The 26,373-nt window shown below is 67.4% G+C and carries 26 protein-coding genes; 15 read left to right on the top strand and 11 right to left on the bottom strand.

Going from position 1 to position 26,373, the window contains the following annotated elements; translation table 11 throughout:
• Positions 1-38: 38 nt before the first annotated feature.
• The 3 genes from Strain318_RS14605 to Strain318_RS14595 are packed head-to-tail and all read right to left on the bottom strand — an operon-like array spanning position 39 to position 2,196.
• Complete coding sequence (locus Strain318_RS14605) at positions 39-545, bottom strand: TlpA family protein disulfide reductase (protein WP_367886418.1); 507 nt, start codon at positions 543-545, stop codon at positions 39-41.
• The gene (locus Strain318_RS14600) at positions 545-1,261 is read right to left on the bottom strand and encodes a cytochrome c biogenesis protein CcdA (RefSeq protein ID WP_367886417.1); all 717 of its coding nucleotides are present in this window, start codon (positions 1,259-1,261) and stop codon (positions 545-547) included. Before Strain318_RS14600 ends, Strain318_RS14605 begins: the two co-directional genes overlap by 1 nt.
• Positions 1,261-2,196 carry a M14 family metallopeptidase gene (locus Strain318_RS14595; RefSeq protein ID WP_367886416.1) on the bottom strand — a complete coding sequence of 312 codons (936 nt, stop codon included), beginning with the start codon at positions 2,194-2,196 and terminating at the stop codon, positions 1,261-1,263. Before Strain318_RS14595 ends, Strain318_RS14600 begins: the two co-directional genes overlap by 1 nt.
• Positions 2,197-2,595: 399 nt before the next feature.
• Between Strain318_RS14595 and ettA the strand changes: the two genes are divergently transcribed.
• Positions 2,596-4,263: an energy-dependent translational throttle protein EttA gene (gene ettA / locus Strain318_RS14590; RefSeq protein ID WP_367886415.1), complete on the top strand. Its 1,668-nt coding sequence runs from the start codon at positions 2,596-2,598 to the stop codon at positions 4,261-4,263.
• A 1-nt stretch (position 4,264) separates the two neighbouring features.
• On the opposite strand, the gene Strain318_RS14585 is transcribed toward ettA, so the two are convergent.
• Entirely contained in the window at positions 4,265-4,843 is a 579-nt protein-coding gene (locus Strain318_RS14585) for a hypothetical protein (protein ID WP_367886414.1), read from the bottom strand.
• 89 nt (positions 4,844-4,932) lie between these two features.
• On the opposite strand from Strain318_RS14585, the gene Strain318_RS14580 reads away from it, so the two are divergent.
• Both Strain318_RS14580 and Strain318_RS14575 read left to right on the top strand, forming a co-directional pair.
• Positions 4,933-6,129 (top strand): hypothetical protein, encoded by a 1,197-nt coding sequence (locus Strain318_RS14580; RefSeq protein WP_367886413.1) that lies wholly within the window; start codon positions 4,933-4,935, stop codon positions 6,127-6,129.
• A gap of 39 nt (positions 6,130-6,168) precedes the next feature.
• Positions 6,169-7,068 carry an MBL fold metallo-hydrolase gene (locus Strain318_RS14575; RefSeq protein WP_367886412.1) on the top strand — a complete coding sequence of 300 codons (900 nt, stop codon included), beginning with the start codon at positions 6,169-6,171 and terminating at the stop codon, positions 7,066-7,068.
• A 4-nt stretch (positions 7,069-7,072) separates the two neighbouring features.
• On the opposite strand, the gene Strain318_RS14570 is transcribed toward Strain318_RS14575, so the two are convergent.
• Entirely contained in the window at positions 7,073-7,819 is a 747-nt protein-coding gene (locus Strain318_RS14570; protein WP_367886411.1) for a DUF2490 domain-containing protein, read from the bottom strand.
• Between Strain318_RS14570 and Strain318_RS14565 the strand changes: the two genes are divergently transcribed.
• Positions 7,818-9,629 carry a right-handed parallel beta-helix repeat-containing protein gene (locus tag Strain318_RS14565; RefSeq protein ID WP_367886410.1) on the top strand — a complete coding sequence of 604 codons (1,812 nt, stop codon included), beginning with the start codon at positions 7,818-7,820 and terminating at the stop codon, positions 9,627-9,629. The two genes, Strain318_RS14570 and Strain318_RS14565, sit on opposite strands and share 2 nt — an antisense overlap.
• On the top strand, positions 9,629-10,603 hold the full coding sequence (locus Strain318_RS14560) for a multicopper oxidase domain-containing protein (protein WP_367886409.1): 975 nt from the start codon (positions 9,629-9,631) through the stop codon (positions 10,601-10,603). Before Strain318_RS14565 ends, Strain318_RS14560 begins: the two co-directional genes overlap by 1 nt.
• Before the next feature lie 3 nt (positions 10,604-10,606).
• Here Strain318_RS14560 and Strain318_RS14555 read toward each other — a convergent pair whose 3' ends face one another.
• Complete coding sequence (locus tag Strain318_RS14555; protein ID WP_367886408.1) at positions 10,607-11,389, bottom strand: SAM-dependent methyltransferase; 783 nt, start codon at positions 11,387-11,389, stop codon at positions 10,607-10,609.
• Between the two features lie 42 nt (positions 11,390-11,431).
• On the opposite strand from Strain318_RS14555, the gene Strain318_RS14550 reads away from it, so the two are divergent.
• The 3 genes from Strain318_RS14550 to Strain318_RS14540 are packed head-to-tail and all read left to right on the top strand — an operon-like array spanning position 11,432 to position 12,949.
• Positions 11,432-11,656 (top strand): hypothetical protein, encoded by a 225-nt coding sequence (locus tag Strain318_RS14550; RefSeq protein ID WP_367886407.1) that lies wholly within the window; start codon positions 11,432-11,434, stop codon positions 11,654-11,656.
• Positions 11,653-12,423, top strand: coding sequence for an SGNH/GDSL hydrolase family protein (locus Strain318_RS14545; RefSeq protein ID WP_367886406.1), 771 nt, complete (start codon positions 11,653-11,655; stop codon positions 12,421-12,423). The genes Strain318_RS14550 and Strain318_RS14545 overlap by 4 nt, the downstream gene beginning before the upstream one ends.
• Before the next feature lie 43 nt (positions 12,424-12,466).
• Entirely contained in the window at positions 12,467-12,949 is a 483-nt protein-coding gene (locus tag Strain318_RS14540) for a glutathione peroxidase (RefSeq protein ID WP_367886405.1), read from the top strand.
• A 581-nt stretch (positions 12,950-13,530) separates the two neighbouring features.
• Here the strand turns inward: Strain318_RS14540 and Strain318_RS14535 are convergent.
• The 3 genes from Strain318_RS14535 to Strain318_RS14525 all read right to left on the bottom strand — a co-directional run bounded on the left by Strain318_RS14535 (position 13,531) and on the right by Strain318_RS14525 (position 18,581).
• Positions 13,531-13,929 carry a hypothetical protein gene (locus Strain318_RS14535; protein ID WP_367886404.1) on the bottom strand — a complete coding sequence of 133 codons (399 nt, stop codon included), beginning with the start codon at positions 13,927-13,929 and terminating at the stop codon, positions 13,531-13,533.
• Complete coding sequence (locus Strain318_RS14530; protein ID WP_367886403.1) at positions 13,889-14,845, bottom strand: S8 family serine peptidase; 957 nt, start codon at positions 14,843-14,845, stop codon at positions 13,889-13,891. Before Strain318_RS14530 ends, Strain318_RS14535 begins: the two co-directional genes overlap by 41 nt.
• 358 nt (positions 14,846-15,203) lie before the next feature.
• Positions 15,204-18,581, bottom strand: a complete 3,378-nt coding sequence (locus tag Strain318_RS14525; protein WP_367886402.1) for an amidohydrolase family protein — start codon at positions 18,579-18,581, stop codon at positions 15,204-15,206.
• 127 nt (positions 18,582-18,708) lie between these two features.
• On the opposite strand from Strain318_RS14525, the gene Strain318_RS14520 reads away from it, so the two are divergent.
• On the top strand, positions 18,709-19,242 hold the full coding sequence (locus tag Strain318_RS14520) for a TlpA family protein disulfide reductase (protein WP_367886401.1): 534 nt from the start codon (positions 18,709-18,711) through the stop codon (positions 19,240-19,242).
• A gap of 31 nt (positions 19,243-19,273) precedes the next feature.
• Positions 19,274-19,744 carry an OsmC family protein gene (locus Strain318_RS14515; protein ID WP_367886400.1) on the top strand — a complete coding sequence of 157 codons (471 nt, stop codon included), beginning with the start codon at positions 19,274-19,276 and terminating at the stop codon, positions 19,742-19,744.
• Here the strand turns inward: Strain318_RS14515 and Strain318_RS14510 are convergent.
• The gene (locus tag Strain318_RS14510; RefSeq protein ID WP_367886399.1) at positions 19,741-20,559 is read right to left on the bottom strand and encodes a bestrophin family protein; all 819 of its coding nucleotides are present in this window, start codon (positions 20,557-20,559) and stop codon (positions 19,741-19,743) included. The two genes, Strain318_RS14515 and Strain318_RS14510, sit on opposite strands and share 4 nt — an antisense overlap.
• A 19-nt stretch (positions 20,560-20,578) precedes the next feature.
• On the opposite strand from Strain318_RS14510, the gene Strain318_RS14505 reads away from it, so the two are divergent.
• The 5 genes from Strain318_RS14505 (at position 20,579) to Strain318_RS14485 (ending at position 25,549) form a co-directional block, all read left to right on the top strand.
• Entirely contained in the window at positions 20,579-21,676 is a 1,098-nt protein-coding gene (locus Strain318_RS14505) for an alpha/beta hydrolase family protein (RefSeq protein WP_367886398.1), read from the top strand.
• Between the two features lie 4 nt (positions 21,677-21,680).
• Positions 21,681-22,943: a threonine/serine exporter family protein gene (locus Strain318_RS14500; protein WP_367886397.1), complete on the top strand. Its 1,263-nt coding sequence runs from the start codon at positions 21,681-21,683 to the stop codon at positions 22,941-22,943.
• Positions 22,944-23,034: 91 nt separating this feature from the next.
• Positions 23,035-23,544 (top strand): FKBP-type peptidyl-prolyl cis-trans isomerase, encoded by a 510-nt coding sequence (locus Strain318_RS14495; protein ID WP_367886396.1) that lies wholly within the window; start codon positions 23,035-23,037, stop codon positions 23,542-23,544.
• Entirely contained in the window at positions 23,541-24,551 is a 1,011-nt protein-coding gene (locus tag Strain318_RS14490) for a fatty acid desaturase (RefSeq protein ID WP_367886395.1), read from the top strand. The genes Strain318_RS14495 and Strain318_RS14490 overlap by 4 nt, the downstream gene beginning before the upstream one ends.
• Positions 24,552-24,754: 203 nt before the next feature.
• Complete coding sequence (locus Strain318_RS14485; RefSeq protein ID WP_367886394.1) at positions 24,755-25,549, top strand: PPC domain-containing protein; 795 nt, start codon at positions 24,755-24,757, stop codon at positions 25,547-25,549.
• Positions 25,550-25,643: 94 nt separating this feature from the next.
• Here the strand turns inward: Strain318_RS14485 and Strain318_RS14480 are convergent, their stop codons facing one another.
• A complete protein-coding gene (locus Strain318_RS14480) occupies positions 25,644-26,276 on the bottom strand; it encodes a hypothetical protein (protein WP_367886393.1) in 633 nt (210 codons plus the stop codon).
• Between the last annotated feature and the right edge of the window lie 97 nt (positions 26,277-26,373).

The raw sequence follows: 26,373 nt of genomic DNA, 5'->3' as shown, positions 1-26,373 counted from the left end.
TGTGCCTCTGTGCCTCTGTGGCAAGGTAGTTCGACGGCTTACCGAACCACCGATGCCAGCGCCCGCGCGATGTCCTGATCGCCGCCCACGCCGCCGTAGACGACCTTGCCGTCCTTGTCGAGGATGACCACGTAGCTCGTCGCCGGCACGTCGTAGTTGGTCACCGCCTGGCCGCGCCGGTCGTAGAAATGCGTGAAGCCGCGCAGATGCTCGGTCACGTAGCGCTTCACGCGCTCCGACGACTGGTTCACGCTGACCGCGACGCCGACGAAGCGCACTTGGTTGCCGTAGCGCCGCTGCGCGGCATCGAGCGCCGGTTCGAGCTGGCGGCAGTTCGGGCACCACGTGGCCCAGAACTCGATCAGCGTCGGCTTGCCGCCGCCGACCACGCTGCTGAGGTTGGCGGCGGTGCCGTCCAGCGTCTCCAGCGCGGCGGCCGGGCCGACCGTGCCGATCGGAAGGCCGGTGTCCTGCGCGGCGACGGACGACGCGCCAAGCAGCAGAAGCGCGCCGAGGGCGCGACGGAACATCGAGAGCGTACGCATCAGAACACCAATTTCCCCATTTCGATGAGATAGTACTCGGCCACCGCGATCATCACGACGCCGAACCCCTTCTTGATCCAATTCATCCAGTTGCCCGCGCGCGGGAGGCGCGCCAGCGCACCGCTCGAGAGACCCACGACCACGAGCAGCGTGCACATCCCGAGCGAGAACACCAAGAGATACACGAAACCGAGCGCCGGGCTCCCTTGGCTGCCGACCCAGGTGAGAATGGCCGCCATCACCGGCGCGCCGCAGGGTGCCGCCACCAAGCCCGACATGGCGCCCATGATGAGCGCGCCTCCCACGCGGCCCGCCGTGCCCGCCGTCGCCGCTCGCGCCTGCAGCGATGCGGGAATCGGCACGGGCAGCACGTCGAACATCATCAAGGCCGAGAGGATCAGCACGTTGGCCATGGCGAAGTACAGCCACGGGTTCGTGCTGATCGTGCCGAACATCGTGCCGGTCACGCCCGCGATGATGCCGAGCGTGGAGTACACCGCCGCGAGCCCGACCACATACGCCATCGTCAGCAGCAGCGTGCGGAAGCGCGGCGGCTTCGTCTCGCCCAATGTCTGCCCCCCGACGATCGCCGCCGTGATCGGGATCATCGGATAGATGCAGGGATTCAGGCTCGTCAACACGCCGGCCAGGAACACGAGCCCGACCGCAGTGAGCGGGCTCGAGGACAGCTGGGCGGAGAGGCCGGTGAAGTCCATCAAGGACGAGGTGGCGGGACGGGATGTGGTGCGACGGCAGCAATGATGAGCGCGGTGCCGGCTGTCACGTCGCCCGCCTTCCGCTGATGTAACACTAACCCGGCCTCGGCGGCACGGATCGGCTGACGCTCGCCAGTAGAACTCGTGAACTGGCCCAAGAGTTCGTCGGCGGCGACGCCGGCCCCCGGCGCGACGGCCGGTTCCCAGCGCCCGGCCGCGGGCGCGATGCTGACGGCACGCCGGGCGAAGAGCCGGGAGGGCGCGGCGGTGGCGGGGGCCGGCGGGCCGACCACGGCCCCCACGCCGCTGTCGGCGCCGAGGACGCCGAGGCTGCGGAGGGTGGCGAGGGAACCGCGCACGAAAGCCGCCGTGGCGGCGCTGTCTTCGCGCGTGGCGCCCGCCTCGAACACGGTGATGGCCGGTACGCCGCTCAGGTGTGCCGCGGTCTGCAGGAACCGGGCTTCGGCCAAGGTCCGCGGGCCGGCGTCGTCCCAGACGATGACTGGCGTGCCCCAGGCCTCGGCCAACGCCTTGGCCGCGCTGTCGACCCGTGGATCCACGCCTGGCCGCGCCGCATAGGCGAAGCGTCCGACCGCCTCGTCGCCGTCCGATCCGTGCAGGTCCACGAGATAGTCGCTTCGCGATACTATATCGCGCATGATCTTCGCGGCCAGCGCCTCCGTCGGGCGGCCGTCGGCACGGCCGGGGAACACGCGATTCAGGTTCAGCGAGTCGTGCGGGGAGATCTGCGCGAGGCCCGCGAGGTACCCCGCCATGTTCGCCGGGCCGACCAGCAGCACGCGGCCGCGGAGGAGGCGGCCGGTCAGCTCCCCGCGCAGCACGTCGAGCGCGTGGATGGCGGCCACCTTGCCGCCGTGCACACCGGCGACCAGGGCCACCGTCGCGCCCGGCGTCGCGGATGTGACCTCGGACACAGCCAACGTCGGTTGGAAGCGGTACGCTGCACTGTCTTGGCGCGCCTGGGCGCCGGCGGGCAGCCCGAGCGTGACCGAGAGGGCGAGCAGTGGGGTAGCACAAGGAAACCAAAGGCGCCCCCTGCGCGTCTTTGCCATGTACGTCGTCACGTCCCTTCTCAGGAGCCGACCCGTGTTCAGCCGCATCCGTGGAATCTATGACGCGTTGACCAGCACCCTCGAAGCGGCCTGGATGCCGCTCGCGGTTGGGCTCGCGGCCATCGTTCTCCTGGCACGCGTGGTCTGACGGGGGCACGGGTCGCCGCCCTCGGCGACCCGCGGGAGGGCACTATCTTTCACGGCTGGATGCGCGGGTGCGCATCCAGCCGTTTGGTTTTTCCCGATCAGGAGACGCTCCGCGTGGCCCCGCAGTTCATCTATGTGATGAAGGCGCTGAAGAAGGTGATCCCGCCTTCGCGCATCATCCTCGACGATATCTGGCTTTCGTTCTATCCCGGCGCCAAGATCGGCGTCCTCGGCCCCAACGGCGCGGGTAAGTCCTCGCTGCTGCGCATCATGGCCGGGGTCGACACGGAATTCCAAGGCGAAGCCTGGGCGCACAAGGGCACGCGCATCGGGTACCTGCCGCAGGAGCCTGAGCTGGACCCCAAGCTCGACGTGCGCGGCAACGTGGAGCTCGCCGTGAAGGCGCAGCGCGACGCGCTGAACGAGTTCAATGAGATCTCCGCGAAGTTTGCCGAGCCCGATGCGGACTTCGACAAGTTGATGGACCGGCAGGCGAAGCTGCAGGAGTACATCGACCAGCACGACCTCTGGAATCTCGACAACAAGATCGACGTGGCCATGGACGCGCTGCGCCTGCCGCCGTCCGATTCGCCCGTGACGAACCTCTCGGGCGGCGAGAAGCGTCGCGTGGCCCTCTGCAAGGTGCTGCTCGAAGAGCCCGATATGCTGCTGCTGGACGAGCCGACGAACCACCTCGATGCGGAGAGCGTGGCGTGGCTGGAGCACTTCCTCGAGACGTTCCCGGGCACGGTCGTGGCGATCACGCACGATCGCTACTTCCTGGATAACGTCGCGAAGTGGATCCTCGAGCTCGACCGCGGCAAGGGCGTGCCCTACGAGGGCAACTATTCCGGCTGGCTTGAGCAGAAGCAGCAGCGGCTGGCGCTGGAGGAGAAGCAGGCCAGCGCGCGGCAGAAGACGCTGCAGAAGGAGCTCGAGTGGGTGCGCATGTCGCCGAAGGCACGGCAGGCCAAGAGCAAGGCGCGTTTGCAGGCCTATGAGCAGCTGGCCAGCGAGGCGCAGAACGATCGCGTGATGCAGAACGAGATCGTGATTCCACCGGCACCGCGCCTCGGCAACGACGTGGTGCGCGCCAAGGGCCTCAAGAAGGCCTTCGGCGACAAGCTGCTGTTCGACAACCTGAACTTCGACTTGCCGCGCGCGGGCATCGTCGGCATCATCGGCCCCAACGGTGCCGGCAAGACGACGCTGTTCCGCATGATCAACGGCCTCGAGAAGCCCGACGGCGGCGAGCTCACGATCGGCGAGACGGTGGTGATCTCGTACCAGGACCAGCACCGCACGTTGGAAGGCAAGCGCACGCTGTGGGAAGAGATCTCCGGCGGCCGCGAGTTGATCACGGTCGGCAAGAAGGAGCTCAACAGCCGCGCCTATGCGTCGAGCTTCAACTTCAAGGGCGCCGACCAGCAGAAGCTCGTCGCGAACCTCTCGGGCGGCGAGCGGAATCGCCTGCACCTCGCCAAGACGGTGATGCAGGGCGGCAACCTGCTCCTGCTCGACGAACCCACCAACGACCTCGACGTCGATACGCTGCGTGCGCTGGAGGAAGCGCTGCTCGATTTCTCCGGCTGCGCGGTGATCATCTCGCACGACCGCTGGTTCCTCGACCGCGTGGCCACGCACATCCTCGCCTTCGAGGGCGACTCGGAAGTGGTGTGGTACGAGGGCAACTACCAGAGCTACATCGAGGATCTCAAGCGTCGGAAGGGGCCGGATGCGGACCAGCCGCATCGGCTCAAGTACAAGCCGTTGGTGCGTTGAGCTAGTGCCCGTGCATCCCGGTCATCGTGCCGTTGGCGATGCCCAGGTGATGCGGCGCGTGGTGGTCGCCGAGCGCCACGACCCCGATGAACCCCAGCCCACGGATGCGCGCGACCGCGCGCGCATCCGTCGGGTTGCCGGCTAGCGCGACGAAGCGCACACCGCCGTCCACGTCGCTCACGCTCATTCGCACCGAGCCGTCCGCCGTGCCGGTCGCCGCGCGCGAGCGCGTCATGCGGCGGATGGCCTCCAATGTGCGCCCGCTGCCCGTGACAATGAATGCCGCGCCGCCCTGGACCTCCTCGGCGCGCACGTCTGCCCGCATCGTCACCTCATCCATGTCGATGAGATGCTGCCGCAGCGCCTCGACGTTCACCTTGCTCCAGTCGGTACGCGGATCGGCGTCGAGCAGCCTCACGATTTCGGCGATGGCGGCGAACGCCGCCTGACCGCCCTCCTTGGGCTGCGGACCCGCCGCCGGATGCTGCATCCCGGGCGTGTGCTGGTGATCCTGGGCCGCGAGATTGGGCGCCAACAGCGCGAGAACCGGGAGAACCGCAAGGACCGCGAAACGACGCATGGAACTCTCCGTAGGGGATTCGCCGGGTGCTGTCGCCAGCACGCCGCATGGTGCAACTTAGCACCCCCACCCCAACGGACCTGACGCACATGTTCCGCCGTACCGCTGTCGTCGTCGCTTCCTTGCTGCTGACCGCCACCGCTTCGGTCGCGCAGGAGATCACGCTCACCACCGACGTCCTCGATCGCTACGTGACGTCGTACGACAAGGAGCGCGAGGAGATCGCCGCGCTCGACCCCAAGCTCCGCGAGATCGACCAGCGCATCCGCCGCTTCCGCGAGTGCAAGATCGCGTTCGAAGCCGCCGGTTCCGCGACGCGTAGCCGCCTCGGTGCACTCGCCGCCCGCGCCGGCATCCGCGCGCGCTGCGGCGCCAATAACGAATCGGACATCGAACGCGAGAAGACCGCGCTGCGCGAGCAGGCCACGCGCACCGCGGCGCAGGCCGGCAACTTCACCGTGCCGCAGTTCCAGCGCCTCGGCATCCGGCTCGAGCGCATCTACGCCTACGGCGACCGCGCGGGCCTCTCGGCACCGGAGGTCGAAGCCGTGAACGCGCGTCGCGAACGCTTCGGCAGCATCTACGGCGTGAATGCCGCGGCGCTCGAAGCCGCGCTCGGCGGCCTTGGGCGCGGTACCGGCGGCGTCCCCGCCGCCGGGCAGTGGACGGCCGACTACACCTGGCTCTACATCGGCCAGCTCTGGGGCATGATGTATGGCACCGGCGCCAACGTCTTCGACGAAGACTACCAGCCCGGCCAGTGGACGCGCTGGGAGCTCGGCGGCAACGACGATGACGACAAGGCGATCGTCGAGCGCGCCTTCCTCAGCAAGGACGAGGAAGGGAAGGAGTGGTGGCGCTACAAGTCGGTGATGGGCGGCGATACGATCGTGCTCGAAGGCCTCTTCAAGGATGCCGGCGACGGCCTGCAGGAACTGGTCCGCATGCGTGGCCGCATGCCCGGCGAGAAGGAACCCAACGAGATGATGGTGCCCGAGAACATGACGATGCTGCAGGCCTGGGGCATGTTCCGCTCGCGCCCGACGAAGGAGAGCGTGGACGGCGCGACGGTCGGCACCGAGAACGTGACGACGCCTGCCGGGACGTTCAGCGCCAAGCGCGTGCACTTCGGCAGCACGGGCGGGCGCCAAGAGTGGTGGCTGAGCCCAACCGTTCCGGGTGGCTGGGTGCAGTACACGGTGAACGCCGAGGACAAGGAGGACGGCTTCCGCATGCGTCTCATCGCCCACGGCAGCGGCGCCACCAGCGAACTCGGCTCGCGCTGAGCGCTCGACATCGCCGGAGGCCCGAGCGACATTCGCTGCATGCGAATCGTCGCTCGGGCCTTCGGCCTTCTCGGACTCTGCGTCTCTGCCATCGGCGCGCAAGACACCAAGCTCGTCGTCCTCGGCACCGGCACGCCGAACGCCGATCCGGAACGCAGCGGGCCCGCGCTGGCCGTGGTGCGAGGGACGCGCTCGTATCTGATCGATGCGGGTCCAGGTATCGTGCGTCGCGCGAGCGCTGCCGCCGCGCGCCACGGACTTTCGGCCCTAGAACCGCCGCAGCTACGCACGCTGTTTCTGACGCACCTGCACTCAGATCACACCGTGGGACTGCCCGATGTGATCCTGAGCGCGTGGACGCTGGAGCGCAACGTGCCGCTCGTCGTGTACGGACCGCCGGGGACGAAGGCGATGGTCGAGCACCTCCAGGCGGCGTATGCGGCAGACATCCGCAATCGCATCGATGGGCTGGAGCCGGCGAACACCGAGGGTTGGAAGGTCACGGTGCATGAGATCGCGCCGGGGCTCGTGTTGGATGATGGCAACCTGCGCGTGACGGCGTTCGCCGTGCCGCATGGCGATTGGGAGGTGGCGTTCGGCTATCGCTTCGATGCCCCGGATCGGTCCATCGTCATCTCCGGCGACACGCGCGCGAGCGATGCGGTGGTGACCGCCTGTAACGGCTGCGACCTGCTCGTGCACGAGGTGTACTCCGCCGAACGGCTCCGCACGCGGCCGCCTGAGTGGCAGCGGTACCACCGGAACGCACACACGTCGACGGAAGAGCTGGCGCTGCTCGCGACGCGGGCGCGACCGACGCAGTTGCTGCTTTACCACCAGCTCTACTGGGGCACGGATGATGTGGGGCTACTCGCCGAGTTGCGGCAGGCGGGCTATGCCGGCCGCGCGCGGTCGGCGCGCGACCTCGAGGTGCACTGACGCGCTAGGGCCGCTGCGTCCACACCCACGAGAGCACAAGCGTGTGATTGAACTCGTGCGTCTCGCGCGGCGTGATGCGATTCCATTGGTGCAGATAGCCGAACTCGATGCGTTGCCGGTCATCGAGCGGCAGGCCAAGCCCGAGTTGCGCGCGATTCTGCAGGCGGCGCTGCGCGCCTTCGGAGTGGCCGACGGGCAGGAAGAACTCATTGGCCGCAAAGCCATAGGTTCGCACGCCAACCGGCCGCTGCGCCCGCACGGCGTAGCGGAGGCGCTGCTGGTAGCGAAGGGGGCCGAGGTCGTCGTCGGCGAGAACAGGTGCGCTCCACCGCTGTTCCACTCGGAGGCGGTGCGACAGCGAAAGGTTGAGCAACGTGTGTGACGCGGAGACCTGCTGCCAGAGGCGGTGCTCGCGCACGGGCCGCGGGTTGGGCGACTCGCCGTAGGGCGCGGTGGCGATATAGGCATAACCACCGCCCGCCCGGACGCGCGGCGAGAGCGTGACCTGCACGCCGGGCCGGAGCAGGACTTGCTGCGGTGGCCCCCCGAGATCCATGCGCCGCCAGTGCCCATCGAACCAGAGGGCGGCCCGATCGCTGACGGCGTGGTCGACGAAGGTGTTCACCCACAGGGCCGACTGCTGCACGACCTGCCAGTCTTCCTGCGCCGCTGCGAGTCCAGGAATCCCGAGCAGCGCCGCGCAGGCGAGGCGATGGACAAGGCAAAGAGAATCCGCGAGATTCGCGCGCATGCGCCGCTTCCTTGCTCCCTTGGTGTTCAGTGCCGTCGCGTGCTCGGATCCTGTGACCCAGGGCGCGACGCAGGTCAAGATGCTCGACAACGCCTACAACGCACCAGTCGTGCGGATTCCGGTGGGGGCCGGCGTCGCGTTCACGAACGCCGGGCGCAATCCGCACAACATCGTGCCGATCGATGCCACGAAGTGGCCGGCGATCGATACCTCCGCCGTCGCGCCGGGCAGCAAGCTGGCCGTGACGCTCGCCGCGGCCGGCGTCTACGAATTCTACTGCTCGTACCACGGCACCAAGGATGGGTTCGGCATGGCCGGTGCCGTGGTCGTGGGAGACGCGGAGTACACGGGAGGCAAGCGGGGCCAGCTGCAGGCGGTGGCACAGGCCAGCGGAACGGTGCGCCGCGTGCCGGAGCAACACGCGAGCATTCAGGCCGCCGTGGATGCGGCGGTTCCCGGGGATCTCATCCTCATCGCGCCCGGCATCTACAGAGAAGAGGTCACCGTCACCACGCCGTCGCTGGTGATCCGGGGCCTCGACCGCAACACGACGATCGTCGACGGCGAGTTCATCCGGCCCAACGGGTTCAACGTCTTGGCCGATGGCGTGGCACTCGAGAACCTCACCGCGCGCAACGCGACGCTCAATGGGTTCTTCTGGACGGGCGTCACGGGCTACCGCGGCCGCTTCCTCACCGCCTACAACAACGGTGACTACGGCATCTACGCCTTCGATTCGAAGGACGGATTGTTCGAGGACTCCTACGCCAGCGGATCGCCCGACGCCGGGTTCTACATCGGCCAGTGCTTTCCCTGCCGCGCGCTGGTGCGCCGCGTCATCAGCGAGCACAACGCCGTGGGTTACTCGGGCACCAACGCAGGCGACGAGCTGTACATCGTGAACTCGATCTGGCGCAACAACCGCGGTGGACTCGTGCCGAACACCCTCGACACCGAGTTGTATCCGCCGCAGCGCGCGACGACCATCCGCCGCAACCTCATTCACGACAACTCGAGCCGCAGCGGACCGGGCAAGGGCCTCTCGCCGCTCGCCTGGGGCAACGGAATCGTGCTCGGCGGCGGGCGCGAGAACGTGGTCGAGGACAACATCATCTTTCACCACGCGGGTCACGGTGTCATCGTCGCGCCGTTGGCCGACGCGAACTTCTGGCCTGCGAAAGGGAATCGCGTCGCCGACAACCGCATCACGGCGAGCGGGCGGGCGGACGTGTCCGTCGGCGGGCCGATGAGCGAAGGCAACTGCATCGCCGCTCAGCGCGGTGACGTGTCACTGGCGCCAGCGTCGCTGCGCTGCACAAGCGGGCGCGCTGGTGGTGAGGAGAACGACCTGACCCCGACGCTCGCGCTCGCGTTGCGTATCTGGCGCCTCAACAGTGTGACGTATCCGGACTGGAAGACGCAGCCGATTCCCCCGCCGCAGCCGACCATGCCGGCGCCTGAGTCGGCTCCAGCGGTACCGGCCGTCGGCGAGTTCGATCGCGTACGCGCCGACACGGCCGGCGTGCCGATGCCCGCCGCGTGGGATTCGCTGTTCGCCGCCGCGCAGGCGCTGCCGCTGCCGGGCCCCGCGCCGCGATTGGCGCGCGTGCAAGCGCTGCTGCCGCTCTCGCCGCTGCGCCTGCTGGCATTCGCAGTGCTCGTGCTGGCGGCCGCGCTGACGTTGCGGCGCGCGCGCCGCACGAACGCTCCCACCGCACGCGCGCGGCTGGCGCTGCGCAGCCTGCTGGCGGTCGCGGCGCTCTGGGTAGGTCTCGCCGTCACGATTGCGAGTCTCTACAGCGGCATCTGATGCCGACGCGGCGGGAGTGGTTGTTCGGCGTGGGCGGGGCCGCGGGCGCACTCGCGGTCAGCGCAATGCTCTCGCGTCGGAGCTCCCGGAACGCCGCACGTCACGACGCGTCGCTCGACGACGCAACCATGCTGCACGGGCCGTACGGCCACAGCGTCGAACCTCCTGCGACGCTCGGACCGACCGCGCTCGATGACCTCACGATTCCGCCGCTCGCGCGCGCCGGCCGCGTCGCGCGCACGATCACCATCACGCAGCAGCGTGTGCAGGTGGGTGCCGGCCGCGAAATGGACGCGTGGACCTTCGACGGGCGCATACCCGGACAGATCCTCCGCGTGCGAGAGGGCGACACCCTCGCGCTCACCGTGCGCAATCTCACGCCGCATCCGCACAACCTGCACACGCATGGCGCGCACGCGCCGACGCAGGACGGCTGGGAGCCGATTCCGCCCGGCGAAACGCGCACGTACGAGTTCGCGCCGCGGCCTGCGGGTCTGTATCCGTATCATTGCGATCTGCTGCCCAGCGCCCAGCATCTCGGGCGCGGGCTCTACGGAGCGCTGATCGTCGATCCCGTGCTGCCGCGCCCGAGCGCCGAGGAGCGCGTCCTCATCCTCGGCGGCTTCGACACTGATGACGACGGTCGCTCCGACCTCTATGGATGGAACGGCGTCGCGGGATTCTTCGCGCGCCATCCACTCAAGGTGCCGGTCGGAGCGCTCGTGCGACTGCACGTGCTGAATCTCGTCCCCGACGAGCCGGTTGCGACCTTCCACCTGCACGCGCAGACCTTCGATGTGTTCCGCTCGGGCACGCGGCGCGTTCCGGATGAACACTCGGACGTCGTGCCGCTCACGCTTGGCGAGCGCGCGATGCTCGAGATGCGCTTCGATGCGCCGGGGCGGTACATGTTCCATCCGCACCAGCCGCGGCTGGCGGAGCGCGGCGCGATGGGGTGGATCGTCGCCGTCTGAGCTTCAGGTAGCGGCGACGGTCGCCGAGAGAATGGCGTACTCGAGCAGTCCGCGGCGGCGCAGTGCCCTGATGCTTGCCTTGGCGATGCGCAGCTGCAGCCCGCGCGCTGGCGCGTGCGCGGCGAAGCCGTCGAGGACGGACCGGCCGCACGGTTCCAGCCGAACATCCGAGCGCATCACCTCACGCAGCGCCTGCTGCAGCACAGACGTCGGCACGAGATTCTCGGTTGGAATGCCCATCATCCGCGCGAGCGAACGGCCAAGCACTCCCACATGACGGCCATTGGCGATGCAGAGGTCACTGCAGGCGATGCGCGCGCCCGGTGGCAGGTCGGCGCCCAGCATGCGCCACCATGCAAGGCGCGAGCGGAAGTGATACGCCGCATCCACGGAGACCACGGCGGTGACGTCGGCAGCAGCCGCACGCGGCGGCAGCGCCTCGGCGCGCGAGCTCACCACGGACACGCGGTCCTGCAGACCCCAGCGGGCAACGCGCGCGCGGACAGTCTCGCACACGGCGGGATCGGGTTCGACGCCGACTACCCGCCGCACGCCGAAGTGGTCAACCCAAAGGCGCAGCGAATCCCCGAAGCCGCAGGCATAGTCCACCACCACATCGCCGGCGCGCAGGGCCGCCGCGGCGCCAACGTGCGTGGCCAGGGCACGTGCCGCGCTGCCGTAGTCGCGGGACGCCTGCCAATCGCCAAGGTTCGTCCACATCGCATCGGTCGCCCCTGCGTTGAGCAGGGTGGGATCGACCGGTGGACGTGGGTGCGAGCGCGACACGATGCCACTAACTTCGCGATATCACCCTCGGGGAGCCATCCTGTGCGCCGCCTGATCGTCATCGCGAGTGTCCTGTTGGTCGCCGCCTGCGGCGGCAAATCCGAAGAACCCGCGCCCACGCGCACCAAGGAGCAGCAGCGGGCGGTCGATAGCACCGTCGGCGCGTCCGCGCTCGCTGGTGCCCGCGGCGTGCAGGGGGCCATGAAGGCCGCCGACTCGGCGGCCGCGCGCAACCGCGAGCTCGATTCGCTGTCGAAGCTGCCTTGAGCTTCACGCGGTACGTCGCCATCGGCGACTCATCCACCGAAGGGCTGGAGGATCCCGGCGAAGGCGGCCGGCACCGCGGCTGGGCGGATCGGCTGGCGCTGCACGTGGCGCAGGCGCAGGGCGCGCCGTTGCTGTATGCCAATCTCGCGATTCGCGGTCGCAAGACCCGTCAGGTCCGCGAGGAGCAGCTCGCGCCAGCTCTCGCCATGCAGCCGGACCTCGCGTCGGTCTTTGCCGGCACCAACGACATCATCCGCAGCAAGTACGACGCGGGGCAGGTGATGGACGACCTCCGCGCCATGCACGTAGCCTTGCGATCGGCAGGCGCGACGGTCGTGACGATCACCATGCCCGACCTGAGTGAAGTCGCACCGTTTGCCGCACGCGCACGGCCGCGCCTGCTCGCATTCAACGAATCCGTGCGTGCGCTCTGCCGCGAGACCGGTAGCGTGTTGCTCGACGTCGCGCAGTTTCCGGCGGCCTGCGACCCGCGCCTGTGGCACGAAGACCGCCTGCACGCGAACGCCGAGGGACATCGGCGCATCGCGGCGGGGCTGGCGTCTCGGCTCGGGTTGCCGGGTTTCGATGATTCGTGGGCTGCGCCACTGCCGCCGCGGCCGGCACCGACGCTGTGGGAACGCGCACGCACCGAGGCACACTGGATCGCGACGTATCTCACGCCCTGGCTGTGGCGGCGGCTGACGCGCCGTTCCTCCGGCGACGACGTCACCGCTAAGCGTCCAGCGCTCACGCCGATCGGGCCGTGAAGCTGCCACTGGCAGACTGCGGGGTAACCTGACAGCATTCGACATGAGCACGATCTACGAGATTCCCGTCCCGACCATGGACGGCCGCGAGGAAACGCTGGCCGCCTACCGCGGTCAGGTGATGCTCATCGTGAACACGGCGAGCCAGTGCGGGTTCACGCCGCAGTACAAGGGACTGGAAGCGCTGCACCGCGAGCTCGGTCCGAAAGGGTTCGCCGTGCTGGGATTCCCCTGCAACCAATTCGGCGCGCAGGAGCCCGGCGACGCCGACGAGATCAAGCAGTTCTGCTCACTCACCTACGACGTGACCTTCCCGCTCTACGCGAAGGTCGAGGTGAATGGCCTGCACTCGCACCCGCTGTGGGCGCATCTCAAGAAGGAGAAGCGCGGCGTCCTCGGCACCGAGGCCATCAAGTGGAACTTCACCAAGTTCCTGGTTGCGCGGGACGGCACCGTGCTCAAGCGCTTCGCACCCAACGACACGCCGGAAGAGATTCGCGGCGAAGTCGAATCAGCGCTAAGCTGAGTACTAGCGCACGACCACGGTAGTCGACACCGTCGTCATCGAATCGGCTGATACCACACTGCCACCGATTGAGCTGACGCGGCCTCGAACGACAATAGTGCCAATCCCAGCATTAGCGAATGAGACACGTGCGGTGCGCGGAAGGCGGACTATGGCCATAGTGCACACGCGGCCACCATCATCACCCGACTCATCATAGGGTGTAATCTCAATTGTCATACCGCTCGTTGATTCGCGATACCCGGCTGCGCGCCAGCAGCCGTTGTTGCCAAATGTTCGGACGATCGCATCAAAAGCAACTCCCGCTGTGACGGTATCGGGCACCTCGAGAACCGGCGAACTCCCGCAACACCCGTCAACCGATGTGCCGACTTCGGGTAGCTGGTGCGAAACGCTAGCGATCGGCAAAGGGCTGTCCACGAACGCGATAATACCTACTCGCGAGTCGCCGTTACCCACCTCAAGTAGCGAGCATCCCGTGGCCAGTGCGAGGGAGGCCGTGAGGGAAACGATAGAAGCGCGCATTGGACTGACCCCTCGGTAGGAAGAATGCTGGTGTCGACGAGCGAGGGACACCTAGTTCAGCAGCTAAATGTTCCGCTGCCACTGACTGTAACGGGAAGCACAGCGAAGCCGACCCGCCCATCCGCATCGGTCAGTGTCAGCTCGAGAGAAAAGCCTGCCGTGCCCGTATCGAAAGTCGAATAGTTCGCGCCGGACGAAACCGGAATGCCGTTGACCGCCCAGTTGAGTGAGATCGGCTGAGTCCATCCCGATGCAGTGTGGCTCCATGAGCAAGAGACGTTTTCGTGAACCAGGTCAGGCCCAACAATGCTCACGCGCGGCACGAAGAATGAGTGCAGTAAGCGATTGGGGGAGCCCGCGCCAATGTTCGTCAGTACATTCGGCGTGGCATTGACGACGAGCGCCGCTGCGGCGTCACCAGGCGGATTGTTCTCCGAAATACTGATCCTGGCCAACGCCGATTGAGATGCCAGGCGCAAAGAGGTCCACGCAGCCGCCGTAGCTGCTCGCCCACAAAGAATTACTCACTCGTGAGTCGTTTGGGTCTGAAGCACCGACGGCGAGCGATGCGAAACTCGCCGGGTAGTGATCGCAAGCGTCAGATCCGTCGTTGCCGGCCGAAGCGATCACCGGCACTCCGCGACTCTTCGCGTAATTTACCGCGTCCTGCAGCGAAGAGGCACACCACGGATAGTACCAAGGACACTGGCCACCGAAGCTAGCATTGATAATGGCTGGCTTCGGTGAGTAGTCCGCAATGAAGTAAATGGCACTGGCGGCAGCTGCGCTGCTCATCGCGCCGGAGTTACAGTCGTCCGATACGCGGGCAACATTGATAGTCGCACCTTTTGCTACACCATATGTGGTGCCAGCGGCGACAACAGCCGCTGGGGTCCCGTGCCAGAAGCACGGCGCGAACGGATCTGTCCAGTTGTAGGTGAAGTAGTAGAGTTGGTCCACGCGACCGACCAAGTCCGGATGCGAAGGGTCCACACCGGTGTCAACAATCCAGATGCGCACACCGGCCCCGGTGTATCGATAAGAGTACACTCCATTGGGACTTTGCTGCTGCTGGTCGATGCGATCTAAGTGCCATGCGTTGGCTGGCACGTTCTGATGCTGGACAGCGGCATCGGGTAGTAAGCGAACGCTTTGCTCGACATAGCGGACCGAAGCGTTCCGAAGCGCACGTCCAAGTGCCACGGAGTCCAATCGAGCGACGAACCCCCTGTTGCCGCCCAAGCTTGCGATGACCCGGCCGTGAGAGTCCCTCAAAATTTCGCGCTCGACGACTGTTTCGTCTTCGGCACCGTCCCGCAGCCGGACAATGAACTCGCCTGGAATGCCGGCTTCACGGTCGGCTAGCCGCAACTCCGCGAGCTGCGGTCCCTCCGCTAGCCGAGCCGGCGGGGGGGGGGGGCATTGAGATCGACACAGCCGCCGACCGCCAGTGCGAGAAAGAAAACGGTGCCGGCGCGAGAATGAGACTTCATGAGCTCTTGTCCCCGATTGTGAAAGGTTCGAGCCAGCACCTCACCGGCTACGGTTAAGACGAGGTGCGGAGACCTGTCAAGTGGGGGACGTAACGAAGCAAACAATAATCGAGTGGTTTGTCACGTGCCGGTGACAATACTGATCCGTAGCCGCACCTTCATCACGTCTCCCCATGATCTGCGTGATGCAGTGCGAACCGCACGCGCGAACGGCGGAATAGTCGCGTGCGATTTGATTAGCGCATGCCGGCCCTCACGTCGGGCACGGTCCGCAGGCCGTCCACCGTCGGCCCCGGCCGCTGTCGCGGCCACTGCTCGGCCAAGGTCATGCCGTCATAGAGACGGCCGTTCTTCATCACGCCGCTGATGCTGTTGGTGTTGCGCAGGTCGGCGATCGGATCGCGATCGAGAATGACCAGATCCGCGAGCTTGCCCGGCTCGAGCGAGCCCAGCTGACGGCCGAGTCCGATGGCATCCGCGCCGACGATGGTGGCGGCGCGCAGCACGTCGTGATTGGACCAGCCGCCTTCCTTGAGCAGCCACATCTCCCAGTGGTAGCCGAGCCCCTGGAACTGGCCGTGGCTGCCGATGCCGACGCGACCGCCTGCCTTGAAGATTTCGTAGGCGTCGGCGGCATGCTTGGGGAAGGCGTACTCATCGTCGGAGAACCAACCGCCCGGCGTGCCGTCGGTCGGGCGCCGCGCGACGCGGCGGCGCGTGTTCGCGGCGAGTTCCTGGTACGGCATCCAGCGCCGCACCTTGGGATCCTCATACGGCTTCTCGCGCGTGTAGAACCAGTTCTCGCCCCAGGGGCCGCCGTAGTTCACGACCAGCGTCGGCGTGTAGGCGATGCCGGTCCACGCAAAGAAGCCCGTGACATCGCGGTAGAGCGGCGTCACGGGAATGTTGTGCTCCTGGCCGCTGTAGCCGTCCTGCGCCATCGAGAGGTTGAGGCGGATGTCGAGCGAGCCTTCGGTGGTCGGCATGATCTCCTGCTCGCGCGCGGCCTGGATGATCCACTGCCGCTGCTCGCGATTGCCGGCCACGTACATCTTGATGGTCTTGGTGTCGTAGTAGCTGCTGTAGCGGCGCAGCACGCGGCGCGCGTCCTCGAGGTTGCGGACGTTCTCTTCCCAGAACACGCCGGGGCCGGTGCTGTACACGCGCGGACCCATCGAGAGGCCGCTCTCGACCATGTCGCCGTAGGTCAGCACGTCGGTGGTCGCCGTCTGCGGGTCGCGCGTGGTGGTCACGCCGTACGCCAGGTTGGCGAGATACATCCACGGCTGTGCCTTGTGGATGCCCCACGAGGGCCACATGTGCGCGTGCGTGTCGACGAACCCGGGCACCACGGTGCGACCGGAGATGTCGCGGATCGTCGCGCCTGCCGGAACCTCGACGCTACCGCGCGCGCCGATGGAGCGGATGCGGTTGTTGACGATGACGATGTCGGCGTTCTCGATGATCTCCGTACCGCGCATCGTGACGGCGCGGCCGCCGCGCAGCACGATGGCGCCTTGCGGAACGTCGCGGGCGATGCGCACGGTCACTCGCCGTTCGTCGGGCGTGTAGGGCTTGGGCTTGAGCGTGGTATCGTTGCGCCACGAGGCCGTGTCGCGCAGCGCGAGTTCGCGCGTGCGTGCGGAGTCGAGGTCGAACTGCACGACGGCGTTGCCGATGCCCCAGAGCACGGCGCGGCCGCTGGCCACCCACGAGGGGAACTGCCCGCCGATGTCGGTGAGCTTACGCGAGGGGAACGCGGCGTTGTCGGCGTTCGCCACGGAGATCGTGACGGCCTCACCGCTCACCTTCGGCACGGTGACCACGTAGAGATGGTTGCCGACCGCGGCCAACGCCTGGTCGCCGCGCGGCGCCATCACGGTCAGCGCGGCGGGCGGCGGCGGATTGTCCTCGCGCGGATCGTCGCTCTCCGCCTCGCAGTACACGTGCGACTCGATGCACTCGATGCTCGAGCCCGGCGCGACGGGACCCGTCACCCGCACGATGCGCCGCTCGTCGGTGCCGTCCCAACGGATTGACGACAGCCCCTGGCCGCTGGAGAGTAAGATGCGGTCGTTGTCCTGCGTGAAGTGCGGACGCGTGCGGCCCTGCGTCTCGGCGATCACCGTCGCCGCGCCGCCCGTAGCGGGGACCCACACAAACTCTGTCGCAGCGCCAGGCGCGCCCTGCGCGGTCGCGTCGGCGAAGGCGCGTGCCGGTCCGCGGATGGCGACGATGCGGCGACCGTCGGGCGACCACGCTGGCTGCTGGTAGAACGCGGGCTCGGGCGTGAGTGCAGCGGGTGACGCCGTGCGCTGGTCGAGTGCGATGCGCATCAGGCGACCGACGCTTCCTTCCCAAGTGACATACGCAAGCTGACGGCCATCGGGCGACCACGCCGGCTGCGCTTCGACCACATCGGCATTGGTGACGCGACGCGGCGTGCCGGCCGGCCAATCCATCACGTACAGGCGGTCCAGCACGGTGAAGGCAAGTCGACGCCCATCCGGCGACAGCACGGGATCGCGCAGCTGCCGCGCGACGAAGGTCGAGGAATCCGACACGGCGTACTCGAACTGCACGCGCGGACCCGCCGCGACCGTTGCCTCAACGCGGAACGGAATCTCCGCCTGGCCGGAGCCGTCTACGGCGATGCGCCAGAGCTTGCCACCGTACGACGCGAGCAGGTGCCGCCCGTCCGGCGTGAACGCCATGCCCGGCAGGGCATCGAGCGCGGCACGCGACTCCATGTCATCGCGCTGCGTGGGGAAGGCGAGCCAGCGATCGTCACCCGTGCTCAGATCGCGGATGCGCAGGCCGGTCTGCGCCTCGAAGCGCGAGCCGTAGACCACATAGCGATTGTCGGGCGAGAGCGTCGGGCGCGCGGCGGACCCGTAGGCGAAGGTCTGCGTCACGCTGCGCCCGGTCTCGCGGTCATAGCGCACCAGCTGATACTGCGGGAAGTTCGCGTTGTAGTGCCAGGCGCCGTTGCGCTCGGCGAACCACACGTAGCGGCCGTCGCGGCTGACGACGGGACCCGCGTGTGCCTGCGTGGAGGCCGTGCCGGGTGTCGCGATCAGCTGCGTACCGTTGCCGCCATCGCGGTGATAGATCCAGAGCTTGGTCGTGCCGCCGCGGAACGGCGCCCGCGCCGCGACGAGGTACTGGCCGTCGGGCGTCCAGGTGGGCGATACGTAGCGATTCGTCTTGCCGCGCGTGAGCTGCGTCTTCTTGCCTGAGGCGACTTCGAGGAGCCAGAGGTTGTCGCCGCCGTCCTCGTCGCTCACGTACACGATGTGTCGGCCGTCGGGCGAGAAGCGCGGTTGGGCGTCGAAGGGCATGCCACTCGTCAGCGCCCGCGCCGCGCCGCCGGCGATCGGCATGCTGTAGAGGTCGCCGAGCATGTCGAAGACGATGGTCTGCCCGTCGGGCGACACATCGACCGACATCCACGAGGCTTCCGTGGTCGAGAGCGACCACGAACGGGTGGCCTCGAGCGGCAGGCCCGTGCGACGAGCCGGGCGTGTGCCGCTGCTGTCCTGTGCGGCGAGACTCAGGGGCAACAGCGCGAGTGCAGTGAAGACGCAGATACGAACAAAAGCGGGAACACGCATGACGAGCGCTCCAATAGGATGTGTGCCTGGCGCCGAGTGCGGGACGCGGCGCGGCAGAGAACTTCTCTCCCCGACGCCGGATTGTCCACTCGTGAGCGACCTCAGCCAACCTCCCGTCCCCTCGAGCGTGCAGCGACTGCGCAAGCATCTCACGGTCGCGAACGTGCTCACCGTGGCAATCCTGCTCTGGGCCGCGCCACGGCTGCTGCCGCACCTCGGCGCCGTGGTGGGGGTGGAGTCCGGACCGGCGACCACGCCGGCCTATCGCTTCGTGGCTCTCGACGGTCGCGAGCTGAGTGCAGAGACGCTGCGAGGCAAGGTCGTGCTCGTGAACTTCTGGGCCACGTGGTGCACCCCGTGCCGGGTGGAGATGCCCGCGCTGCAACGCATGCACGATCGACACGCGCCCGATGGCTTCGTGGTGGTCGGCCTGGCGGTGGATCGGGCGAGCACAGACGCAGTGCGCGCCTTCGTGCAGGAGCGCGGGGTGACCTACCCGATCGCCCATGTCGGGGGCGAGGCCGAGGTGCTGTTCGGCGGCGTGCGGGGCTATCCGACGTCGTTCCTGCTCGACCGCAGCGGGAAGATCCGGCACACGGTCATCGGGCCGGTGGCGCCGGTGAGCCTCGAGCCGGCGGTGCGCCGGCTTCTCGATGAATGATTAAATAGCATTACACTCACAAGGCGGATCGATGGGCACGTACTACGCCACCATCAAGTGGAACCGCGGCAGCGACGAGTTCCTCAGGCAGAAGTACTCGCGCGGCCATACCTGGCATTTCGATGAGGGCATCACGGTGCCCGCCTCGGCATCGCCGCTGGTGATGCGCGCGCCGCTGTCCGTGGCGGCGGCGGTGGACCCCGAGGAGGCGTTGGTCGCCGCGCTCAGCAGCTGCCACATGCTCTTTGCGCTGTCACTGCTCTCCAAGCTCGGTGCGGTGGTCGAGTCGTATGAGGACGCCGCCGAGGGCGTGATGGAGAAGCGCGCCGACGGAAAGACGGCGCTGACGCGCGTCACGCTCCGACCGGTGATCACCGTGAGTGCCAACGCCCCCGATGCCGAGTCCTTCGCCAAGATCCATCACGATGCGCACGAGGAGTGCTACATCGCGAACTCGGTGAACTTCCCCGTGCTCGTCGAACCGCAGCTCGTCCTGCGCTAGTCGGCGACGAGGATCGCCCGCACGTCGCGGGCGATCACGCCGGTGATGTCCTCGAGCGGCAGGTCGTTGATGTCCGTGCCGAAGGGCTCCTCGATCTCGCCCGCGAGGAGCTCCAGGCCCATCGTCGCGAAGAACGTGAACATGGACGCGATTACCGTGCCGTAGCCGAACTCCTTCACGAGCCCGAACGGCATGATGAAGGCATAGAGCACGACGAATTGCTTGACGTAGCTCGAGTACGAGAACGGGATTGGCGTGTTGCGAATGCGTTCGCAGGCCCCGAGCACATCGTCGAACTGCTGGAGCGGTGGGGCGAGGCGGAGCAGGGCATCGGGGCCGAGTGCCCCGGACGCCGCATCGGCGCGGATTTCCCGGTGCAGGTCGCTGAGGATCTGGTTCGGCACATGCGGCCCGCCGACCCCGCGTTCGCGCCGCAAGTGCGCGGTCAACGCGCCCGGGAAGTCGGCGAGCAGCGTCGCGTACTGCGCGCGTCGCTCCAAGGGGGCCGCCGCCAGCTGCCGCGCGAAGCCGCGCGAGACGTTCACCAGCTGGCCCCAGAGCCGCCGACCTTCCCACCACCGGTCGTAGGCGGTGTTCGTCCGGAAGACGAGCAGCAAGCCAAGGATGATGCCCAGGATCGAGAGAAAGGCGGGGCCGAGCGGCACCGCGACGCGCAGCCATTCGGTTTCGACCCAGACGACCAGCGCCGCCCAGGCGCCGGCGCCCAGCACGTCGAGGAACAGGGTCTTGAACACCGGGCTGCGCGGGAAGTCGAACAGCACCCGTAGCCACTTCTTCGGGTCGTAGGCGATCATATGCGGATATAATACGAAGATGCGCACAATCCTTCTCGCCGTCCTTGGCCTCGCCGGGTGCATGCCCGGCGGATCGGCCCCCGCTCCGAGCACACCGGCTCCGGCCGCCGCCTCCACGCCCGCCCCGGCGCGTCGCACCGTGCCGATGGACTCGGCGCGCGCCCGCCAGCTCTACGTCAGCAACCGGCCGGAGGACCATCCGGTCGCCGACTACGCCGAGCACATGGCCGCAAAGGCCCGCACGGACAGCATCTTCGCCGCACGCAGCCGCGGCGTCATGCGCTACGAAAAGATCACGTATCGCTCGCAGGTCGACGGGCTCGAGATCCCGGCGTACGTGTTCTCGCCCCTCACGCCGCGCGCCAAGGGACATGCCGCGATGGTGTGGGTGCACGGCGGCGTGCACGGCAACTGGGACCAGAACTACCTGCCGTTCATCATCGAGGCGGTGCAGCGCGGTTACGTGATCCTCGCGCCGGAGTACCGCGGCTCCACCGGCTACGGTGAAGCGTTCCATCGCGCCATCGACTACGGCGGCAAGGAACTCGATGACGTGGAGACGGCGTACGCCGTGCTGCAGGCGCGGCCCGAGGTCGACCCGTCGCGCATCGGCATCATGGGCTGGAGCCACGGGGGGTTCATCACGGCCCACCTGCTGCAGCGCGGCGCGCAGACCAAGTTCGTGGCCGGCGTCGCGATGGTGCCCACGACCAACCTGGTCTTCCGCCTCTCGTATAAGGGGCCCGGCTACCAACGTTCGTTCAGCACGCAGGATGGCCTACGCGGCCTGCCCTTCGAGCGCCGCGATGAGTACATCAAGCGCTCACCGTACTACTCGGTCGATTCGCTCGCGCGGCCGATCCTCGTGCATGTCGCCACGAACGACACCGACGCCGACTTCGTGGAGTCGCAGCCGTACATCGATGCGCTGCGCGCCCGCAAGCCGGACCTCGCGGAGACCAAGGTCTACGTGAACCCGACGCCGGGTCCGACGAGCGTCGGGCACACGTTCAGCCGCCGCGTGAACCGCCAGACGCTCGAGCGCGAGGACTCGCCCGAGCAGATCGACTCGTGGAACCTCGTCTGGGCGTTCTTCGAGAAGTGGCTGAAGCCCTGAGCGCGTGAGCACGCACACCGCCGAGCACCGCGCGAGCTTCGACGACCGCGTCCGCTTCCTCACGGAGCTGGCGCGACGGCTGCATCTCGTGGGCGTGTCTGCCTCGCGCCTCGAGGGCGCGGTGCGATCCGTCGCCACGAGCATCGGCGTGCGCGCGGAGATCTGGTCCACGCCCACCGGCCTGCTGCTCTCGCTGAGCGACGGCGCGCGCGCGAACGCCACGCAAGAGACGCGGGTGCTGCGCCTCGAGCTCGGCGACATCCAGCTCGGGGCGCTGGCGAAACTCGACGCAATCGCCGAGCAGGTGGTCGCGGGGACGATGTCGCTGGACGAGGCCTGGGCGGCGATGCACGCGCTGGACCGGCCGTTCGACACGCGGCAGCAGCTGATGACGGTGGGCGCGTTCGGTCTCGCCGCCGCCGCAGTGGCCGGGTTGCTGCGCACGGCGTGGATCGATGTGTCCGTGGCGGCGGTGATTGGCCTGCTCATCGGGTGGCTGGCGATCCTCAGTGGCACGCGTCCGCATCTCGCGGCGGCGTTCGAGGCCGTCGCGGCGCTGGTCGCAACGGCGTTGGCGACGGCGTTTGCGCACTTCGTGGCGCCGCTGTCGTTGCAGACGGTGATTGTCGCAGCGCTGATCGTCTTGATGCCGGGCCTCTCGTTGACGACGGCGGTTTCGGAGTTGGCATCGAACCAGCTCGTGACGGGCACGACGCGCTTCGCCGGCGCGATGACGGTCTTGCTCAAGCTCACCTTCGGCTCGGTGGCGGCCGCGCAGCTGATGCTCGCTATCGGCTGGACGCCGATGCCCGGTACGCCGGAGGCCTTGCCGCCGTGGGTCGAGCTGATTGCGATGGTCGCGGCGGCCGCGTCGTTCGCGGTGCTGTTCCGGGCGTCTCGCCGCGACATCCCGCTCGTGATGGGCGCGGCCATCCTCGGCTACGTCCTCACGCGCCTCGGCTCCGGGTGGCTCGGCCCCGTCGCCACCGGGACCTTTGCCGGATCGGTATTCTTTTCCAGCCTCGTGATGACGGCGCTCTCGAACGTGTACGGACGCTGGAAGCGCCGGCCGGGGCAGTTGGTGCGCGTCCCAGGCATCATGCTGCTCGTGCCGGGCAGCGTCGGTTTCCGCGCGCTGAGCTTCGTGATGGAGCGTGACTACACGCTGGGATTCGACACGCTGGTCGCCGTGCTCAGTGCCATTCTGGCATTGGTCGCAGGTCTCTTGTTCGGGTCCCTGTTGGTCCCGCCGCGGCGTTATCTATAGATGGACAGGGGTCCCGGACGGCCTCTTGCAGGGTAGATTGCAAGGCGCCCCCGGAAGGTCCGTGGGCCTCCCAGACCGACCCAAGCACTCGATGCAGAAGCTGCGCACTTTCCTCGCTGTCCTCGCCGTCGCCTTGCTGGCGAGCAGCTGCCTCGAAGGCAAGTTGTTCGTGCCGGACATCGAGAACGTGTACTTCGAGCCGTCGTTGGGCGTAAACCTCGCGGCGTCAACGAAAACCGCGTCTGGGTTGTACTATAGGGACATCACCGTGGGTGCCGGCACCCAGGTGTTGATGGTGGACGGTGATTCGGTCGGCGTGCGCTACCGCGGCTACCTGCGGAACGGCGTCCCGTTCGATTCGAACACCACAGCGGCGTTGCCGCTGCGCTTCAGAACGGGCAGCAACGCGGTCGTCGACGGATTCGACGAAGGCGTGCGCGGGATGCGGGTCGGCGGTCGCCGCCAGCTGATCATCCCCCCGGGGCTCGGATATGGGAGTCAAGGCTCTGCCGCGATTCCGTCCAACAGCATCATCGTGTTTGACGTGACGCTCCAGTTCCTGTACGACTCCGATTCCACCCCCGCCCCCCCGAGCCCGTGAAGAACGCCAATCCCGTCGTGAAGGAATCCAACTGGCGCGAGACCGTGTCGCGCTACGCCGGTCCCGACGTCCGCCTCTCGCTCTGGCAGCTCTTCAGCACGTTGTTCATGCTAGGTTCCGCCGTCGTCATCGCCTACTGGCTGATGGACTACGCGCTGTGGGCCAGCCTGCTGATGATCCTGCCGATCGCCGGCCTGCAGACGCGCACGTTCATCATCATGCACGACTGCGCGCACGGGTCGTTCTTCCCGTCGCAGAAATGGAACGACGCCGTCGGCTTCATCACCGGCGTGCTGACCTTCACGCCGTACCAGCAGTGGCGGCGCGAGCATGCAATCCACCACGCGTCCTCCGGCGACCTCGATCACCGCGGTTATGGCGACGTGACCACGTTGACGGTGGCCGAGTACCGGGCGCTGTCGACCTGGGGCAAGCTCAAGTACCGGCTCTATCGCAATCCGCTGGTGCTCTTCGGCCTCGGGCCCTTGCACCTCATCCTCTTCCAGCGCTTCCACTTCATGATGACCGGTGAAGGCAGCGCGAAGCAGGTGTGGAACGTGTGGTTTACGAACATCGCGCTGGTGGCGATCGCCATCATCGGCTACATGGTGTTCGATTGGCGCTCGGTGTGGCTGCTCTACGTTCCGGCCTTCTACGTCGCGGGCGCGGTGGGCATCTGGCTGTTCTACGTGCAGCACCAGTTCGAGGAAGCGTACTGGGAGCGCAACCAGACCTGGGATTACGCCACGGCTGCGATCACCGGCAGCTCGTACCTCAAGCTGCCCGCCGTGCTGAACTGGTTCACGGGCAACATCGGCCTGCACCACGTGCACCATCTGGGCCCGAAGATCCCGAACTACAAGCTGAAGAAGGCGCACGAGGAGAACCCCGTGTTCCAGGAGGCGCCGGTGATCACGCTGAAGACCGCGTGGCGCTCGCTGCGCCTGGCGCTGTGGGACGAGGAGCGTGGGCGCCTGATCGGGTTCCGCGAGCTGCGGACGCAGTAACGAATCATCCGCAGCGGCTGAACGAGTCCAAGGGGCGTCCAGAACAGGACGCCCCTTTGCGCGTTCGGGCGGTCGTTTTGATCACGAGCTGATGCCGGCGGGGCGGCGCAGTTGATGAAGCGCTGACGCCCCGCTCGTACCTCTCTGCAGTCCGCTGCCGCCAGCGTCACGGCGGCCAGTCGCATCTGCTACCCGAGGTACTCGTGTTGACCCGTCTTCGCACCCGCACGTTGGTCGCTGTCCTTGCACTCACCGCTGCCGCGTGCGAGGAAATCACGGACCCGGACTCCGGAGGTTCCGGATCGACAAGCTCGTCCGGCTCGCTTTCGGTCGGCGGCTCGATTTCCGGGCTAAGCGGATCTTCGGGCCAAAGCCGTCGGTACTCGTTCTCTTCGTCCGGCCCCGTCACCGTGCGTCTCAGCGGCGGCTCCGGCGATCCCGATCTCTTCGTGCGCGTCGGATCGCAGCCGAGCCAATCCACCTATGATTGCGCGTCGCGGGGTTCGAGCACGACCGAAAGCTGCACGGTCGGGAGCGGCACGGTTCATGTCTTGATCTACGGCTACAGCGCGTACAGCGGCGTGACGCTGTCCGCGTCGTCCGGGAGTACCAGTGGAAGCCCAACCAGCCCGACGAGCCCGTCGGGCAGCTTCGTGTGCCCGGGCACGCTGCCGTCTGGCTACCAGTGCGTGTCGCGAAACGGAGTGCAGGCCCCCGTCCGATTCAACCTCCCGACGCTACACGGCACGTGGGTGGACACCAGCTTCGAAGTCTGCATGACGCTCAACAGCTCCGGCACGTCGAGCTTCCGGTATCGCGGCAGCACTGAGTCGAACCGTCGCTGGGGTGCGCTCGTGAGCTCGACCGGTGCCCTGCAGCCGAACAGCAGCAACTACTACGTCTACACCGGGTCGAGCGACGCGCAGATCGCGCTGCTCACGTGGACGGGTTCTGGATTCGCGGGATTCAACTTCCGCCGGATCTCGTGCCCGTACTAGTGCGTCGGTGCAGGAGGTGACAGCGCCTGATGACGCAAACGGGCCCGGCGAAATCGCCGGGCCCGTTTCCACTTCCTCGGCAGTACAGTTGCGTCTATCGCGCGCCGAACGGATACGAGACGACCAACCGCGTGAGTGTCCGTTCGAAGTCCGAGTAGATCGTGCGCGAGCTGAGCGTCGCGGTCAGGCGGCTGCCGATCCGGAGGCCCAGCCCCAGCTCCGAGAGACCCGAGTACTCGTAGTCATCCATGAAGTCGTCGGTGTAGCCGTTGAAGCCGAGCGTCGCGAACGGCACGACGGCCACAGAGCCCAGGACGAAGTCGTGGCCGAACGACAGCGCGTAGTATGTGTCGATGGCGCTGTTGCCGTCCTCGGAGACGTCGCCGTCGAGGCCGAACACCAGGCAGGTCGAGCGGGAGAACGCGCTCTTGCCAGGGAATCCCGTGAAGAACTGCAGGTCGATGTACTGCGACTCGACGTCGATGTCGTTGGTCCACGTGCGGGCGCCCAGATGGAGACCGAAGGCGCCGGTCTTCTTGTTGCTCAGCACGTATCCCACGCGCCCGCCGACCGCGTCGGCGAAGTCCGCCTGGTCGACTTGGGCAGCCACGTAGAAGTTGCCCTTGCCGGCCGGCGGCAGAGCGAATGAACCGACGCAGTTCTGCGCCTCGGCAACGGCAAGCGGGGACGCAACCAGCAGGGCGAACAGGGGGAGACGCAGGTTCATCGAGGCTCCAAGAGTGGTCTTGAGGGATGGAGGCAATGTGGCGTCGACCCCGCCCTCGGCGAAAGGGGATCCGCCTAGCGTCCCCGCAGGCCCCGTG

Origin of the sequence: Pseudogemmatithrix spongiicola (assembly GCF_030623445.1) — a bacterium.
GTDB lineage: Bacteria > Gemmatimonadota > Gemmatimonadetes > Gemmatimonadales > Gemmatimonadaceae > Pseudogemmatithrix > Pseudogemmatithrix spongiicola.
The sequence above is the reverse complement of the archived record's forward strand: the minus strand, read 5'-3'. Positions and strand labels throughout refer to the sequence as shown.